The organism is Pseudomonas sp. NPDC087626, from assembly GCF_044743405.1.
GTDB lineage: Bacteria > Pseudomonadota > Gammaproteobacteria > Pseudomonadales > Pseudomonadaceae > Aquipseudomonas.
This window is the reverse complement of the sequence record NZ_JBIUWJ010000002.1, coordinates 265,380-278,912: the sequence shown is the minus strand read 5'-3', so window position 1 is coordinate 278,912 and position 13,533 is coordinate 265,380. Positions and strand designations below refer to the sequence as shown.

The 13,533-nt window shown below is 49.6% G+C and carries 12 protein-coding genes; 9 read left to right on the top strand and 3 right to left on the bottom strand.

The features are described from left to right. The first annotated feature begins 60 nt into the window (after positions 1 to 60). From ACIOVD_RS03090 to ACIOVD_RS03060, 7 genes are all read left to right on the top strand, one after another. Positions 61 to 2,049 carry an acetoacetate--CoA ligase gene (locus ACIOVD_RS03090; protein ID WP_401126064.1) on the top strand — a complete coding sequence of 663 codons (1,989 nt, stop codon included), beginning with the start codon at positions 61 to 63 and terminating at the stop codon, positions 2,047 to 2,049. A 62-nt stretch (positions 2,050 to 2,111) separates the two neighbouring features. Further along, entirely contained in the window at positions 2,112 to 3,203 is a 1,092-nt protein-coding gene (locus ACIOVD_RS03085) for a thiolase family protein (protein WP_237683053.1), read from the top strand. After that, positions 3,125 to 3,640 (top strand): Zn-ribbon domain-containing OB-fold protein, encoded by a 516-nt coding sequence (locus tag ACIOVD_RS03080; RefSeq protein WP_401126063.1) that lies wholly within the window; start codon positions 3,125 to 3,127, stop codon positions 3,638 to 3,640. Before ACIOVD_RS03085 ends, ACIOVD_RS03080 begins: the two co-directional genes overlap by 79 nt. A gap of 2 nt (positions 3,641 to 3,642) precedes the next feature. After that, positions 3,643 to 4,815 carry an acetyl-CoA C-acyltransferase gene (locus ACIOVD_RS03075; RefSeq protein ID WP_401126061.1) on the top strand — a complete coding sequence of 391 codons (1,173 nt, stop codon included), beginning with the start codon at positions 3,643 to 3,645 and terminating at the stop codon, positions 4,813 to 4,815. Positions 4,816 to 4,818: 3 nt separating this feature from the next. Next, positions 4,819 to 5,283, top strand: coding sequence for a MaoC family dehydratase (locus ACIOVD_RS03070; RefSeq protein WP_401126059.1), 465 nt, complete (start codon positions 4,819 to 4,821; stop codon positions 5,281 to 5,283). A 210-nt stretch (positions 5,284 to 5,493) separates the two neighbouring features. Beyond that, on the top strand, positions 5,494 to 6,837 hold the full coding sequence (locus ACIOVD_RS03065; RefSeq protein WP_159994940.1) for a short-chain fatty acid transporter: 1,344 nt from the start codon (positions 5,494 to 5,496) through the stop codon (positions 6,835 to 6,837). A 312-nt stretch (positions 6,838 to 7,149) separates the two neighbouring features. Beyond that, the gene (locus ACIOVD_RS03060) at positions 7,150 to 7,755 is read left to right on the top strand and encodes a TetR/AcrR family transcriptional regulator (RefSeq protein WP_150758336.1); all 606 of its coding nucleotides are present in this window, start codon (positions 7,150 to 7,152) and stop codon (positions 7,753 to 7,755) included. Between the two features lie 199 nt (positions 7,756 to 7,954). On the opposite strand, the gene ACIOVD_RS03055 is transcribed toward ACIOVD_RS03060, so the two are convergent. Beyond that, entirely contained in the window at positions 7,955 to 8,644 is a 690-nt protein-coding gene (locus ACIOVD_RS03055) for a GntR family transcriptional regulator (protein WP_150758335.1), read from the bottom strand. A gap of 182 nt (positions 8,645 to 8,826) precedes the next feature. Between ACIOVD_RS03055 and ACIOVD_RS03050 the strand changes: the two genes are divergently transcribed. Next, positions 8,827 to 10,017, top strand: a complete 1,191-nt coding sequence (locus ACIOVD_RS03050; protein WP_150758334.1) for a mandelate racemase/muconate lactonizing enzyme family protein — start codon at positions 8,827 to 8,829, stop codon at positions 10,015 to 10,017. A 166-nt stretch (positions 10,018 to 10,183) separates the two neighbouring features. Further along, positions 10,184 to 11,551: an MFS transporter gene (locus tag ACIOVD_RS03045; RefSeq protein ID WP_401126057.1), complete on the top strand. Its 1,368-nt coding sequence runs from the start codon at positions 10,184 to 10,186 to the stop codon at positions 11,549 to 11,551. A 184-nt stretch (positions 11,552 to 11,735) separates the two neighbouring features. On the opposite strand, the gene ACIOVD_RS03040 is transcribed toward ACIOVD_RS03045, so the two are convergent. Together ACIOVD_RS03040 and ACIOVD_RS03035 are read right to left on the bottom strand one after the other, a co-directional pair. Further along, a complete protein-coding gene (locus ACIOVD_RS03040; protein ID WP_401126178.1) occupies positions 11,736 to 11,858 on the bottom strand; it encodes a DUF1641 domain-containing protein in 123 nt (40 codons plus the stop codon). Positions 11,859 to 12,549: 691 nt separating this feature from the next. Continuing rightward, positions 12,550 to 13,488, bottom strand: a complete 939-nt coding sequence (locus ACIOVD_RS03035; protein ID WP_401126055.1) for a LysR family transcriptional regulator — start codon at positions 13,486 to 13,488, stop codon at positions 12,550 to 12,552. Positions 13,489 to 13,533 lie beyond the last annotated feature (45 nt).

Here is a 13,533-nt window from a genome sequence, read left to right as displayed (position 1 = left end):
GGAGTGAAGCCTCTACTCAGGGCTTCAGCTGTTGTTCGTTGACTGTCGAGGAAAATAAGAATGAATCAGACCGCAACCCAACCGGCTGTACTTTGGCGTCCCACTGCAGAAACCATTGAGAACGCGCAGATCACAAGATTTGCGCGGTCGATAGGGATGGAACCGCTACCTTACGAACGGCTTCATCGTCATTCGATTTCCAAGCCTGGAGACTTCTGGGAAGCATTTTGGAATTTCAGCGGCATGGTCGGGGAGGGTGGTGGCCCAGCACTGACCCCAAGTATCTCTGCGCCAATGACGGACGCAGAGTTTTTCCCAGCGCGTCGTCTCAATTTTGCGGAAAACATGCTGGTAGGAGGGGCGGAAACTCTCGCTGTAATCGAGGCCAATGAGGGTGGTATCACCAACAAGGTGACCTTAGGTGAGCTGCGGATACGTGTTGCACGAGCCCAATTGGGTCTCAAAAACCTAGGGTTGGAGAGTGGCGATCGCGTTGCGGGAATGCTACCAAACGATCTGAACGCTTTGGTAATGCTACTGGCTGTAACATCTCTAGGCGCGGTCTGGTCATCGTGTTCTCCAGAGTTTGGGTACGCTGGAGTGATCGACCGCTTCGGCCAGATTTCGCCGAAGCTGTTTGTAGTAGCCAGTGACTATCTTTACAACGGCCGGCGCCACGATATCGCCGGTAAGTCCGCAGACATTGCGCGCTGCCTCCCGGGCCTTCAGCAGATCATTGTGATCGGTGATGCCGAGGTGGTGGATGCGCCATTTCCAGTCCATCGTTTTGCCGATATCTGCAACAACGACGCCTCTGAGCCAAGTTACGATCGTGTTCCTTTCAATCACCCGCTCTACATCGTGTTTACATCGGGTACTACAGGTTTGCCGAAGTGCATCGTGCACCGCACAGGAGGCACACTGCTAAACCTGCGCAAGGAGCACATGTTGCACTGCGATATCAAACCAGGTGATTGCATGCTTTATTACACGAACACCGCCTGGATGATGTACCACTGGCTCATTACCGCTCGTGCGAGTGGCGCCACTATTGTTCTCTACGATGGCTCCCCTATCCCCAAAGTGGATGGGCAACTCGATCACGGAGCTTTGTGGCGTGTTGCTGAAAAAGTGGGTGCAACCCATTTTGGGATTAGCCCCAAATACCTAACTCTCCTGCAGCAAGATAGCTATAAGCCTCGTCAGAAGCATGATCTGAAGTCACTTCGGATGATCGTTTCATCTGGTGCACCGTTGACCGCCGAAAACTCGGAATGGGTGTATCGGGAAGTTAAGGATGATCTATGCCTTGCTTCGATTTCTGGTGGTACTGAGATTCTCGGTTGCTTTGGTATCAGTAACCCCACGCTGCCTGTGCGAGCAGGGGAGATTCAGGTAATGGCACTCGGCATGGCAGTGAACGTGCTTGATGAGCGAAACGCTCCTGTTTGGGGGCGTAAGGGTGACTTGGTCTGCACTGAGCCATTTCCGTCTATGCCTCTCGAGTTTCTAGGAGAGAACGGTCGGCAACGATACTTGGACACATACTTCGCTGATCGGAGCGAAATCTGGACGCATGGCGATCTTGCGGAAATCACCGAGACGGGCGGGCTGATTATTTCTGGTCGGACGGATACGACGCTCAAACCAGGCGGCGTGCGTATTGGGACAGGTGAGATTTACCGTGTTATCGACACCATTTCGGCCATCGAAGATTCGCTAGTGATCGGCTATCCAGTCGATGACGATATGGAGATTTGGCTGTTCGTCGTAACGAAGCAGGGCATTGAATTAGACGAAGATTTAGAACGGATCATTGCTAGGACTCTTAAGCTCAGCGCATCTCCTCGGCACGTGCCCCGCCGGATTTTTTCGGTACCTGAGGTTCCTTATACCTTGAGCGGTAAGAAGGTTGAAAAGGCAGTGCTTCAGTTCATCACGGGTTGTGAGGTGAAGAACAAAGGTTCTTTGATGAACCCTGATTGTTTAAGCGCATTCCTGGTTGCAGTTAACGAGCGAGCGCCACAAATGTCGGGAGTGGCGCCGTGAGAGGGTGGGACGCTGCCATTGTGGGGATCGCGGAGTTGAAGCCTGTAAGACGGACGGAGGGGTTGACCACGCTCGGAATGATTTTCGACGTTGCCGCACTCGCTGTACGAGACGCTGGACTGCGCCCACAGGACATTGATGGTCTTCTCGTTGGGCCTCAAGTAGGAGAGACCCCCCAACATATTCCAGCGACAGTCGCTGAGTATTTGGGTTTGAAGCCTGCTATGGCCGGTGTGGTGGATCTTGGCGGCGCATCCGCTGCGGGCATGGTGTGGCGAGCTGCCGCTGCCATTGCATCCGGTATGTGTCATACGGTGCTCTGCGTTCTTGCGAATACCTTGGAGACCGCATTGCGCTCTCCAAATCGAAACCCGATTCGTGAAATGGACGTGCCTTATGGGGCTTCTGGAGCAAACGTTGCCTACGCGTTGATTGCACAGCGACATATGCAGCAATTCGGAACCACCTCACGTCAATTAGCTAAGGCAGTGGTAGATCAGCGGCACAATGCACAGCTGAATCCCCAGGCCATTTTTCATGGTGTGCCATTGACTGTGGAAGAGGTACTCGCGTCTCCGCTGGTGGCTGATCCCTTGCATCTTCTTGAGGTGGTCATGCCTTGTGGTGGTGGTGCGGCCTTTATCGTAACCAGTGCGGCTCGAGCTCGCGAGATGACTCATCCCCCAGTCTTTCTCGCGGGAGCCGGAGAAAAAGTAACGCATCGTGCTATTGCATTTGCACCAGACCTCACAATGAGCCCGTTGAAGAGCGCGATAGAGCAAGCGTATAGCCAAGCGGGAGTCGGCCCGAAACAGATAGATGTCCTCTCGTTCTATGACTGCTACAGCATCATGTTGGCGATTACCGCTGAAGATGCCGGGTTCTGTAAGAAAGGGCATGGAGGATCATGGTTGGCCGAAAACGACCTCACATGGGAAGGGAATTTTCCACTTAATACTCACGGCGGACAGTTGTCGTGTGGTCAAGCGGATCTAGCGGGAGGCATGTCGCATATCGTTGAAGCTGTAAGGCAGTTGCGGCAAGACGTGGATGGAAGACAAGTGAAGAACGCCGAATGGGCTCTGGTTACTGGAAATGGGGCAACCATGAGCGAAGCAACAGCTCTCATTTTGAGGCGTGGAGATCATTCATGAGTACTGTCTTAAAATCCATAAATAAGCCTGAACCGATTCCCACTTCAATTTCTCAGTATTTTTGGGAGCGAGCGCGACAGCAGGAACTGGTAATTCAGAAGTGCCAAGCATGTGGTACTTCGGTTTTCTACCCCAGAAATCGCTGCCCTGTATGTTGGGAGAATAGTCTTGAATGGATTAGTTCACGCGGGAAAGGTGTTCTTGCGTCATTCACGATTGTGCGCAGACCTGGGCATAAGGCCTTCCAATCGGAGGTGCCTTATACGGTTGCTCTTGTTGATTTGGACGAGGGCCCGCGATTGTTGACGAATCTAGTGGGAGAGTTCATTCAGAGTGAGCTAAAAATCGGTTCGGCAGTTGAAGTGGCTTGGGTAAAAGAAGGAAATTACACCTACCCAAAGTTCTACTTATCTAACCCGTTTGGGTCTGGAGTATAACCATGAGTGATCATACAACCCCTGTGCTTTTGGATGGCCTGAGAACTCCATTTGGTAAATATAAAGGAGCCCTTTCCGGCTATAGCGCGCGAGACCTAAACGCGATTGTGATTAAAGCACTGCTTGCGAAAGTGCCTGAGTTAATGCAATCCGATGGCGTCCTACTTGGACAAGTACTCCAAGCCACTCAAGGGCAAAACCCTGCAAGGCTCGCTGCAAGCGATGCTGGCCTGCCGCTGACCATACCGGCTGCAACTTTTAACAGCGTGTGCCTCGCTGGATTGTCCACGGTTGCGGATGCGACGAGACGAATCCATCTCGGGGAAGGGCGTGCCTACATCGTCGGAGGCGGAGATTCGATGAGTCGCGCCCCGCATGCTGCTCTTATGCGCACTGGGATTGTCAGACCAGGCTCCCTGGAAATGATCGATGTCATGATACGCGATGGCTTGTGGTGTTCTATTTCCAATGAAGGTGTGGGAGAGATCTCAGAGCGTGCTAATCGGGAGTTACGAGTATCGAGGGAAGCGCAGGACGAAATTGCTGTACGTTCACATCAGCTAGCTGCGCAGGCCTATCAACAGGGATTGTTTGGTACTGAAGTCATCTCTGTACAGTTGAAAAATGAGGCGTTTAGCAGCGATGAAGGCGTAAGAGGTGAGAGCAGCCTGGATAAAGTTTCTAAACTGTTACCAGCATTCAACGAATTTGGCACGATCACAGCCGGCAATGCATCGCAAATGTCCGATGGTGCATCAATTGGAGCAGTGACGTCTTTGGCATTCGCCAAGGAAATTGGTAGAGCACCACTGGCAAAAATAATCTCCTTTGCCGAGGTGGCAGGCCCGGATACATCCCTCCATCTCAAGCCAGCTTATGCCATAGAGCTTGCTCTAAAAAAAGCGGGGCTGAAAGTTTCAGACATCGACCTGTTTGAGATTAATGAAGCGTTTGCCGCAGTAGTCGCGGCAACCTGTACACATCTAAAAATTCCCTTAGATATAACCAATGTTAATGGCGGTGCCATCGCAATCGGTCACCCGTTGGGTGGAACAGGTTTTCGGTTGTTACTGACATTAGCCAAAGAGTTGCAAAGGCGCAACGCCCGTTATGGGGTTGCATCAATGTGTGGTGGTGGTGGACAAGGTTTTGCAGTCATCATTGAGAGGATTTAAAGAATGAGCGAGAACAACAAAAAACAACCTAATGGCTGGGTTGATACCCGATTCGGTATGCCGTCGGTAGGCTCCACAGCAGAGAGAAGCAAAAATGTAACACTCGCTGATATTGAGCTCTTTAGCGCTATGACAGGCGACCGCAACCCACTTCATACCGATAAGAAGGCCGCAGAGGCCTCGCGCTTCGGCGGACTTATTGTGCAAGGTGGTGTTACCAGCGGGATGTTGAATGCGGTAGTGGCGGAGGAGCTTCCTGGGCCAGGTACGGTGTTTTTGAGCGTTGAATGGAAGTTTATCAAGGCTACCTATGTCGGCGACACGATCACAGCGTGCGTGAAAGTTCTAGAGCTCCGTGAGGATAAACCCATCTGCACTTTAGAAACAGTTGTCAAGAATCAACACGGAGAGGTCTGCCTTGAAGGTAAGGCTGTGACTTACACTGCTTCGCTAACACCAGTTGAGTAGCTATTGAATTTGACAATTGGTTAGTTAAAGTTCTCGCGCTCGCGATATTGACGCGCAATTCATAGTTGCGAGCGTGAGAGTTTTTTTCGTTGATGTAGGAGGCTGCAACGGATTTAGTTTTTGCGATACTTCGTTTTAGTAGTTGTAGTGTTGCAGATAAATTATTAGCTTTTTGGACTACCCAGCTCACAACAATAAAAAGGTGCCTCCATGCTAAATAGTATTGTTTCATTTTTCACCGAGCTTATGCGTCGTTTCCTTCCAGACCCATTTGTCTTTGCAATCGGTCTCACCCTATTAACAATGCTACTTTCTTATGTGGTTGAAGGCCTGGCGCCGATCCATATTTTAGAAAGTTGGGGGGAGGGGTTCTGGAGTCTTTTGGCATTCACGACTCAAATGGCAGTAATTCTTGTAATGGGATACGTAGTTGCTACGGCTCCATTTGTAGATCGAATGCTAGATAAACTGGTCAGCCGTATTAAGTCACCTCGCGCTGCGGTGGTGGTTGCAACGGTTGTGGGCGGCGTTGGATGCTACCTCAACTGGGGTTTTGGACTTGTAATCGGAGGACTTGTAGCACGAAAGTTGGCAATGAGTATTAAAGGAGTACATTATCCTCTCATAATCGCGGCAGCCTATAGTGGATTTACGTTGTATGGATTTGGGTTTTCCGCGACTATCCCGGTTCTAATTTCAACAAAAGGGCATCAACTGCAGGAGCAGATGGGTGTTATAAGCTTGAGCGAAACAATTTTTTCGCTACCAATGATGCTCACTGCATTGATTGTTCTAATTACCATGCCTATCCTAAACGCTTGGTTACATCCGAAAAACCCCGATGATATCGTAGAGATTGACCCGGCATGTTTTGAGGATAAAACCCACAAATCTGAAACTCATCACCTTCTTGCGGAAAATACCTTTGCAACACGATTGAATAATAGCAAAATTCTAAGCTATGTAATTGGTGCTCTCGGCATCGCCTATTTGGTCATGTTTGTGTACAAGGGCGGAAGTTTTGATTTAAATAAAATCAATTTTTTACTTTTGTTCCTTGGGGTATTGCTTCTCAGGACTCCCGCAGAGTATATGAGTAAGCTGAATGAAGGGGTGAAAACTGTATCTGGGATTATTTTGCAATTTCCGTTTTATGCGGGAATCATTGCAATGATGCACGCGTCAGGATTAGTCGATACCATTTCTGCAGCATTCATAAGCATTTCTACAACCCAGAGCTTACCTTTTTGGGGGGTTATAAGCTCATTTATCATTAATTTCTTCGCACCTTCAGCGGGTGGGCACTGGGCGATCCAAGGGCCATTCATGGTCGAGGCTGCTCGGGAACTGAGCACCTCGCAAGCTCAAACAGCCATGTCGGTTATGTTGGGTAATGCATGGAACGATTTAATCCAACCCTTCTGGATATTGCCTGCTCTCGCCATGTCTCGCTTGAAACTTAAGGATATCATGGGCTACACAGTGGTGATTATGTTGTGGGTGGGAGCTATTTACATCTCATCAGTTTTGATCTGGTCTTATATGTCACATTGATCATTAGAGAATGGCGTGCATTGAGCCGAATAGACCTCAATGTGCGCCTTTCAGGACGACGGGCACCAAAGGCTGCAAGAAGGGGTGTTTCTACAGTTGTGCAAAATCTTCTGCAATTGTCCCTCGGCGTTACAGGATTTTTCATCGTTGACGCTGAGTGATCTCAAGGCACCCTGCCTGTGGTATAACAATTGTACCGACCGGTCGAGAGGCTGATCGTGCTGAATTTCATCAGTCGGCCGGGAAGACTCGTTTGACAGATCTCGGCAGGCCAGGCTCTGACGAGGAAATTGTTAGCAGAAGGAAATTTGCATGGCAGAGGCTAAAATTGCTGAAAAATCATCCGTCGTCGAAAGTGGCACGAAAGAGCGCATTCTGCGAATAGCGGCCGAGCTGTTTTCTACTCGTGGCTACCATGCGACTGGAATGGCTGAGCTTGAAAAAGCGACTGGTTTAGGTCGAGGCGCGCTGTACCATCATATAGGGAGTAAAGAAGAGCTACTGTTCGAAATCACGAGCCGCTACCTAAGGGTGTTGATCGCGGCAGGTGTTCCGTTGAGCGAAACTGACCTCCCAGCAGAGGAGAAATTTAGGCGCTTCTCTTCGATAGTCATGCAAGCGATTGTCAATCACCTGGCTGAAATGACCGTATGCTTCCGTGAAGTTCATTCGGTTACTGGTGAGCGCCAAATGGAGTTGCTTGACCTTCATCGCCGATATGAGCAGATATGGTCAGCGATATTGAAGTCTGGCGTTCAGGAAGGTGTATTCGGTACTGCGGATTCTTTAGCTGTAAAAGGGATCCTTGGTATCCACCACTACAGCTACCTTTGGATAAAGCCTGGTGGCCCGCGTACGCCAGAAGCGATATCAGATTTTTTCTGCCAGATGCTGCTTCCTGGTTTGAAGTATCAGTAGCAATAAGCCGAAGGGCGTTGCCGATAAGACGCCCGCATGACATTCCGCCGGAGCCCGACCCCATCGCGCAGTGAAAAAAAGCTGCGATCCTGATGACCAAAGCGTCTTGGCTCGTGCCAAGCGCTAGATTCAAGTTCACTTGCAAATCAGGTACAGGCCCGCCAATTACCATTCAGTGGGCGGGAAATGGCGCGAGCTATCAATGGCCTGTGTCTCGTAGGGATTCTGTGAGACGTTGTCCGTGAACTGTCACATGCTCTGAAGCCAGCTGCTCCGAGAGTGCCGCGTCGCCACTGATAATGGCATCTACGAGCGCTTTATGTTCCGGGTAGATCGACGCAGCGCTTCCGACCATACGATTGGTACTGAGGATGTAGAGAAGTACGGTATCGATGATCAGAGCGTACTGCTGTAAGAGCCTTCTGTGATTTGCGATGCTGACAATAGTCTTGTGTACAGCCAGATCTGCCTCAGCAATTGCCCTCCAATCATTCCGTTGCGTGGCAAGCTTAAGCGTCTTCAACGCTGCGGTTAGCGCTTTCTTGCCTTCGCTATCAATGTTCTCCGCAGCTAGTCGAGCCGCTAGTCCCTCCAGGCAACTGCGTAACGTGTACAGCTCTCTTGCATCATCCGATGAGAGGGAAAAAACCTCCCAGCCTGTATAGGCGTGCTGCACCACAAGCCCTTCGCCTGATAGGCGCTGCAATGCTGCCCGAACAGTTGATCTCGACAGCCCGACTTGAGCTGCAAGCCCAATCTCAGTGAGTCGAGAGCCTAGGGCAAGCTGGCCGGATATGATCGCGTCGCGGATGCAGTCCGCAGCCTTACGGTCTAGGCTGCGGCGGTCGATATTCTCGCCCGCTATAGATAGGAGGTTTTTCTGGGTCATGCCCACATACTGAAGCGGTAAAAATCCACTGTCAACAGTTAACAATCAGACAGAGGAACTCCAGAAGGGTAGGCAGCGAACCGCTGACGATTGGCTGTTGACCGGTTGGAGCAATGGGGATAGATTCGCCATTGTCGATTGTTAACAATTAATCAAAGACAATTAACAGAGTGGAGAGAAAAATGCGTATTGAGCATGTTGAAACGATCGCATGCGATGCAGGATGGCGGAATTACCACTACCTGAAGATCGTGACTGACAATGGCATCGTTGGCTGGGCCGAGTACGATGAGGCTTTCGGGCCTTCCGGGCTGACAGCCGTGATTGAGAAAATTGCACCGCGCCTAATCGGTAAGCCAGTGAATGGTCACGAATCAGTTATTGGGCCGATAGCTGCCACCCTGCGACCAGCACCGCACGGCCTAAGTGCAGAGGCATTAGGCGCGATCGAAAATGCCTTGCTGGACATCAAGGGGAAAGCGCTAGGTGTTCCTTGCCACGAAATCCTTGGCGGCAAGCACCGGGACACCATCCCGGTTTACTGGTCACACTGTGCTACATGGCGAATCAACCATCCGAAATTCTACAGTCCGGTGATTACTGATCTAGAAGGCGTGAAACGGGCTGGGCAGGATGCGCGTGAGCTCGGTGTTCCTGCTGTGAAAACGAACCTTTTTTTGAATGACGAAGCAGGTATGCGCCAATGGATGCCTGGTTTCGCGGCGCCCTACGATCCCTCACTAAATGTGGACAAGAAACTTGTAAGAAGTGTGCGCGCTCATCTGGATGCTCTGAAAGAAGGCGCAGGCCCCGATACTGAACTGATGGTTGATTTGAATTTCAACTTCAAAACTGAGGGTTTTGTTAAGATCATTCAAGAGCTGCGTGACTATGATTTTCTCTGGATAGAGCTTGATAGCTACAATCCACAAGCACTTGCATATATTCGAGAACGTAGCCACTCACCGATCGCAGCATGTGAAACTCTTTTCGGAGTTCGCCAGTATCTGCCTTATCTTCAGAGTCAGTCCGTGGACGTTGCGATCATCGATGCTGTCTGGAACGGAGTTTGGCAGTCTATGAAGATTGCTAATGTTGCAGACGCCTTTGATGTGAACGTGGCACCTCACAATTTCTACAGTCACCAAGCAACAATGATGAACATCCATTTTGCCGCCGCAGTGCCAAACCTTCGTATCATGGAACATGATATTGACCGGCTAGCTTGGGATAAAGATCTATTTACCTATGTTCCTGAAATAAAAAATGGTTCGATTGTCGTCCCTGATACGCCCGGTTGGGGATGCGATCCGATTGAGGAGAAAATGAAAAATCACCCGCCACGTGTATTTAAGGGTTACTTAGGTTTGTAAATTTCTATATTTAACTTGAGGAGCGGGGGGGGAGTCCCTCCCGATTCTTTAATCGACGGGAGAATAAAAATGACAACCTCTCAAGTTAATGCGTTAAATAAAGTTTTTGCTGCATTGAGTGAAGGCTCTTCCTTTCTTCTAACTGATCCTGCGCAGGAGAAAGGTAATGGATAAGGGCGATTTTAAAGACTGCCAAACTCTGAATATTCGTGAAAATGAATATGAGAAGCGAAGAATCTACAAGAAAATCACACTGAGATTAATTCCGTTTCTTTTCATATGCTATGTTTTTGCTTATTTGGATCGGGTAAATATTGGCTTTGCAGCATTGCATATCAAGCAAGATCTCGGGTTTTCCGAAGCGGTATATGGGCTTGGTGCAGGAATGTTTTTTGTTGGCTACTTTCTATTCGAGGTTCCGAGTAATCTAGTATTAGAGAAGGTCGGTGCACGATTGACTCTGATGCGTATCATGATTGTTTGGGGGCTGATATCAGGTAGTTTTGCATTCATTCAAGCCCCGATGCAGTTCTACATTGCCAGGTTTCTACTCGGTGCATTTGAGGCTGGTTTCTTTCCAGGAATCGTACTCTATTTGACTTTTTGGTACCCGGCAGCTATGCGCGGACGGATTATCGCGATGTTTATGTCAGCGATCGCTGTAGCGGGGATCATCGGCGGGCCAATTTCCGGCTGGTTGTTGTCAAATATGGATGGCGTTTATGGCTGGAAAGGTTGGCAATGGATGTTTGTGGTAGAGGCCATTCCAACGGTACTACTAGGTCTGGCTGTCTATTTTGCACTCGCAAACCGTCCTAGTGAAGCTAAATGGCTTTCAGAGCAAGAGAAATACGCCGTCATTCATGCCTTAGAGGAAGAGAATTCTGCCGATGGTCAAAAGACGCATCACTTCAAGCAGGCCTTGAGCGATCCCCGTCTATATATCTTGGGAGCTGTTTATTTTTCAATATCAGCCAGTCTATATGTTATTAGCTTCTGGCTTCCTACTTTAATACGCGAGCATGGTGTATCCGACTCTGTAGAAATTGGAATGCTAACAGCTATCCCTTATTTAGTAGGTGTCTGTGGCATGATTTTAATTAGTAAGCACTCTGATAAGAAGCAGGAACGACGCTGGCATGTCGCGCTTTGTATGCTCGGTGGATGCATCGGCCTTCTGGTTACTGGTTTATTCGGTGAGAGCTTAATAGTTTCAATGCTTGCTCTAACGCTGGCAGCGACCTGTATTCTTACAACGATGCCGGTTTTCTGGACAATTCCTACGTCTTATATGTCCGGTTCTGCAGCAGCGGGAGGCATCGCTGCTATCAATTCAATAGGGCTGCTCGGAGGTTTTACCAGTCCCGCTCTTATCGGCTGGATCAAAACGTCTACGGGATCTATTGATTATGGGCTCTACATATTCGCCGGAGTGTTAATTTTAGGGGCTGTAGTGTTACTCAAGGGGATACCTGCTTCTTTATTGAAGGGCCGAAATACAGAGGTAAAGAAACTTAATCCTATTACTGTTTGAGATGCTGACAAGCAAATAGGATAATAGTTATTTTAGAAGGGGCGCTAAGGCAGTCGCCGCAGTTGTAAGCGGCGGCGATTGCTTTCAGTACATGAGTAGCGGTTTACTGGCTAGGCTGTTCTGAGTTTCTTGCATCGATCATGCAAGTTTGAATTTCAACCAACTCTTTTCACCTTGGTTGGGATCAGTCCTCGCAATGATCTGCAATACCATGATTCAGCTGGCGCCCCAGCGCTCCGGCAAAAGACAACGCAAAAGCTATACCTCGGCGCACATCAGGTTCAGAAGACATACGCAGCATTGCCATCAAGGAAGGGGGGGTCTTTCAATTCACCAACGCGATCACCGGCCACCCGCGCTGCATTACCTGTCATCCAGGCAGCTGCGGTCACTTCTTCAAAGACATTTGTTAGCTTTGGCTTTTTTAATCGAAGGTATACCAACGATTTTCCTGGGAATTGGTGTGTATTTTAACTTGATGATCGGATTGAGGACGCTAAGTGGCTACGGCCTATGAGAAACCATTCTTCTTTTAGAATTGGCTAAAGATGAATTGAAGAACTCAATAGTCAAGTCGGATGGCATAAAGGGGGTCATAAAAAGCAAGACTGTTTGGCTGTTTGGCTTGATCTATTTCTCTTTTCAAGGATGAGTATATGCCATTGGATTCTGGTTGCCGATTGTTGTCCAGTCCGGTAACTGGGGAGGTATGTTGATGGTTGGCATTATAACTGCCATTCCTGACGCGGCCGCTACGCTATTTTTGATTTTCATGTGTAAGTCGGCCGACGTTAATAACGAGCGTCGCTGGCACTTAGCTTTTCCAATGATCATGAGTGCTGTTTGGTTGATAATGGCTACCAATTCCGGAGGCTCAGCTTTGTTACTTTTATTTGGGCTTGCAATAGCGACTATGGGTGCGTTTACCGCTCTGCTTATGTTCTGGCCGCCACCGGGAGGTAAGCAATATAGTGTTTGTTTTAGAAAAGTGAATACTTTCAGAGTTTGTTAAGCACCCCATCGGTTGAACTACTGATGCTTTCAGAGCTGTCCCCAAAATAACGTGTCACCACATCGATGAATCGCATAAGAGACGATGAGCGGTTGTCAGCCCGCCAGACAAGCTCCCAATGCTGGGTCATTTTTAAATCTGGGATTTCCATGAACGCGACTGTGGTCGGTGCGATACGTTTGACGGACTCAGGCAATACCGTGCAGCCCATGCCAGCTGAAACCAGTGTGAGCATCGCTGCAGCATCCCCTCCCAGAATTGACGCATTGGGAATAAAGCCTGCATCGTAGAAACAGTGAATCAGCTTGTCATGCCAGGCCGGTGCCTCATTCCGGTGGAGCCATACGAAGTCTAGGTCGTTGAGATCCCTTAGCGACTGCGGCCGACCTTTTTCCCATTGCCACGCTGCCGGATACGCCAAAAGCATCTTCTCCGAGAAAATATGGATTCCCCTGAATAAGGGATCGTCGGTAGGCCTGACCAAAAGAACGCCAACATCCAGACGCCCACTGGACAGCAATGCGGTTTGCTCGGCCGATAGCAGGTGGCGCAATGTGATGGACACACCGGGCACTTCTTCCCTGTACTTACGAAGCATCTCTGCGGTCATAGGCGCCAGCGTCTGTACCACGGGCAGAGCAACCGAAAGGTGTCCTATCTCGCCACGACCGGCACGCTTGGCACGCTCCCTCGCCGCTTCTGCATCGTCGACAAGGCGGCGCGCATCAGTCAGCAATATCTCCCCGGCATCGGTTAGGACGACACCACGCGTCGTTCGATGAAACAGGGGAGTTCCCAGACCTTCTTCGAGCGCATGGATTTGACGCGTGAGCGCTGGCTGCGCGATGTGCACTTTAATTGCGGCAGCGCTGATGCTTCCCTGCTCTGCAACAGCAATGAAATAGCGCAGTTGTCGTAAATCCAAGGGATACCTCTGAGGCATGTCCTGTATCAGTAAATAGCATTATAC

Bases quoted from the DNA above. Each gene is read 5' to 3' on its own strand.
- ACIOVD_RS03045 (WP_401126057.1), top strand. From the start codon at position 10,184: ATGGATAAGGGCGATTTTAAAGACTGCCAAACTCTGAATATTCGTGAA.
- ACIOVD_RS03065 (WP_159994940.1), top strand. From the start codon at position 5,494: ATGCTAAATAGTATTGTTTCATTTTTCACCGAGCTTATGCGTCGTTTC.
- ACIOVD_RS03075 (WP_401126061.1), top strand. From the start codon at position 3,643: ATGAGTGATCATACAACCCCTGTGCTTTTGGATGGCCTGAGAACTCCA.
- ACIOVD_RS03080 (WP_401126063.1), top strand. From the start codon at position 3,125: ATGGGCTCTGGTTACTGGAAATGGGGCAACCATGAGCGAAGCAACAGC.
- ACIOVD_RS03055 (WP_150758335.1), bottom strand. From the start codon at position 8,644: ATGACCCAGAAAAACCTCCTATCTATAGCGGGCGAGAATATCGACCGC.
- ACIOVD_RS03040 (WP_401126178.1), bottom strand. From the start codon at position 11,858: ATGGCAATGCTGCGTATGTCTTCTGAACCTGATGTGCGCCGAGGTATA.
- ACIOVD_RS03070 (WP_401126059.1), top strand. From the start codon at position 4,819: ATGAGCGAGAACAACAAAAAACAACCTAATGGCTGGGTTGATACCCGA.
- ACIOVD_RS03050 (WP_150758334.1), top strand. From the start codon at position 8,827: ATGCGTATTGAGCATGTTGAAACGATCGCATGCGATGCAGGATGGCGG.
- ACIOVD_RS03090 (WP_401126064.1), top strand. From the start codon at position 61: ATGAATCAGACCGCAACCCAACCGGCTGTACTTTGGCGTCCCACTGCA.
- ACIOVD_RS03060 (WP_150758336.1), top strand. From the start codon at position 7,150: ATGGCAGAGGCTAAAATTGCTGAAAAATCATCCGTCGTCGAAAGTGGC.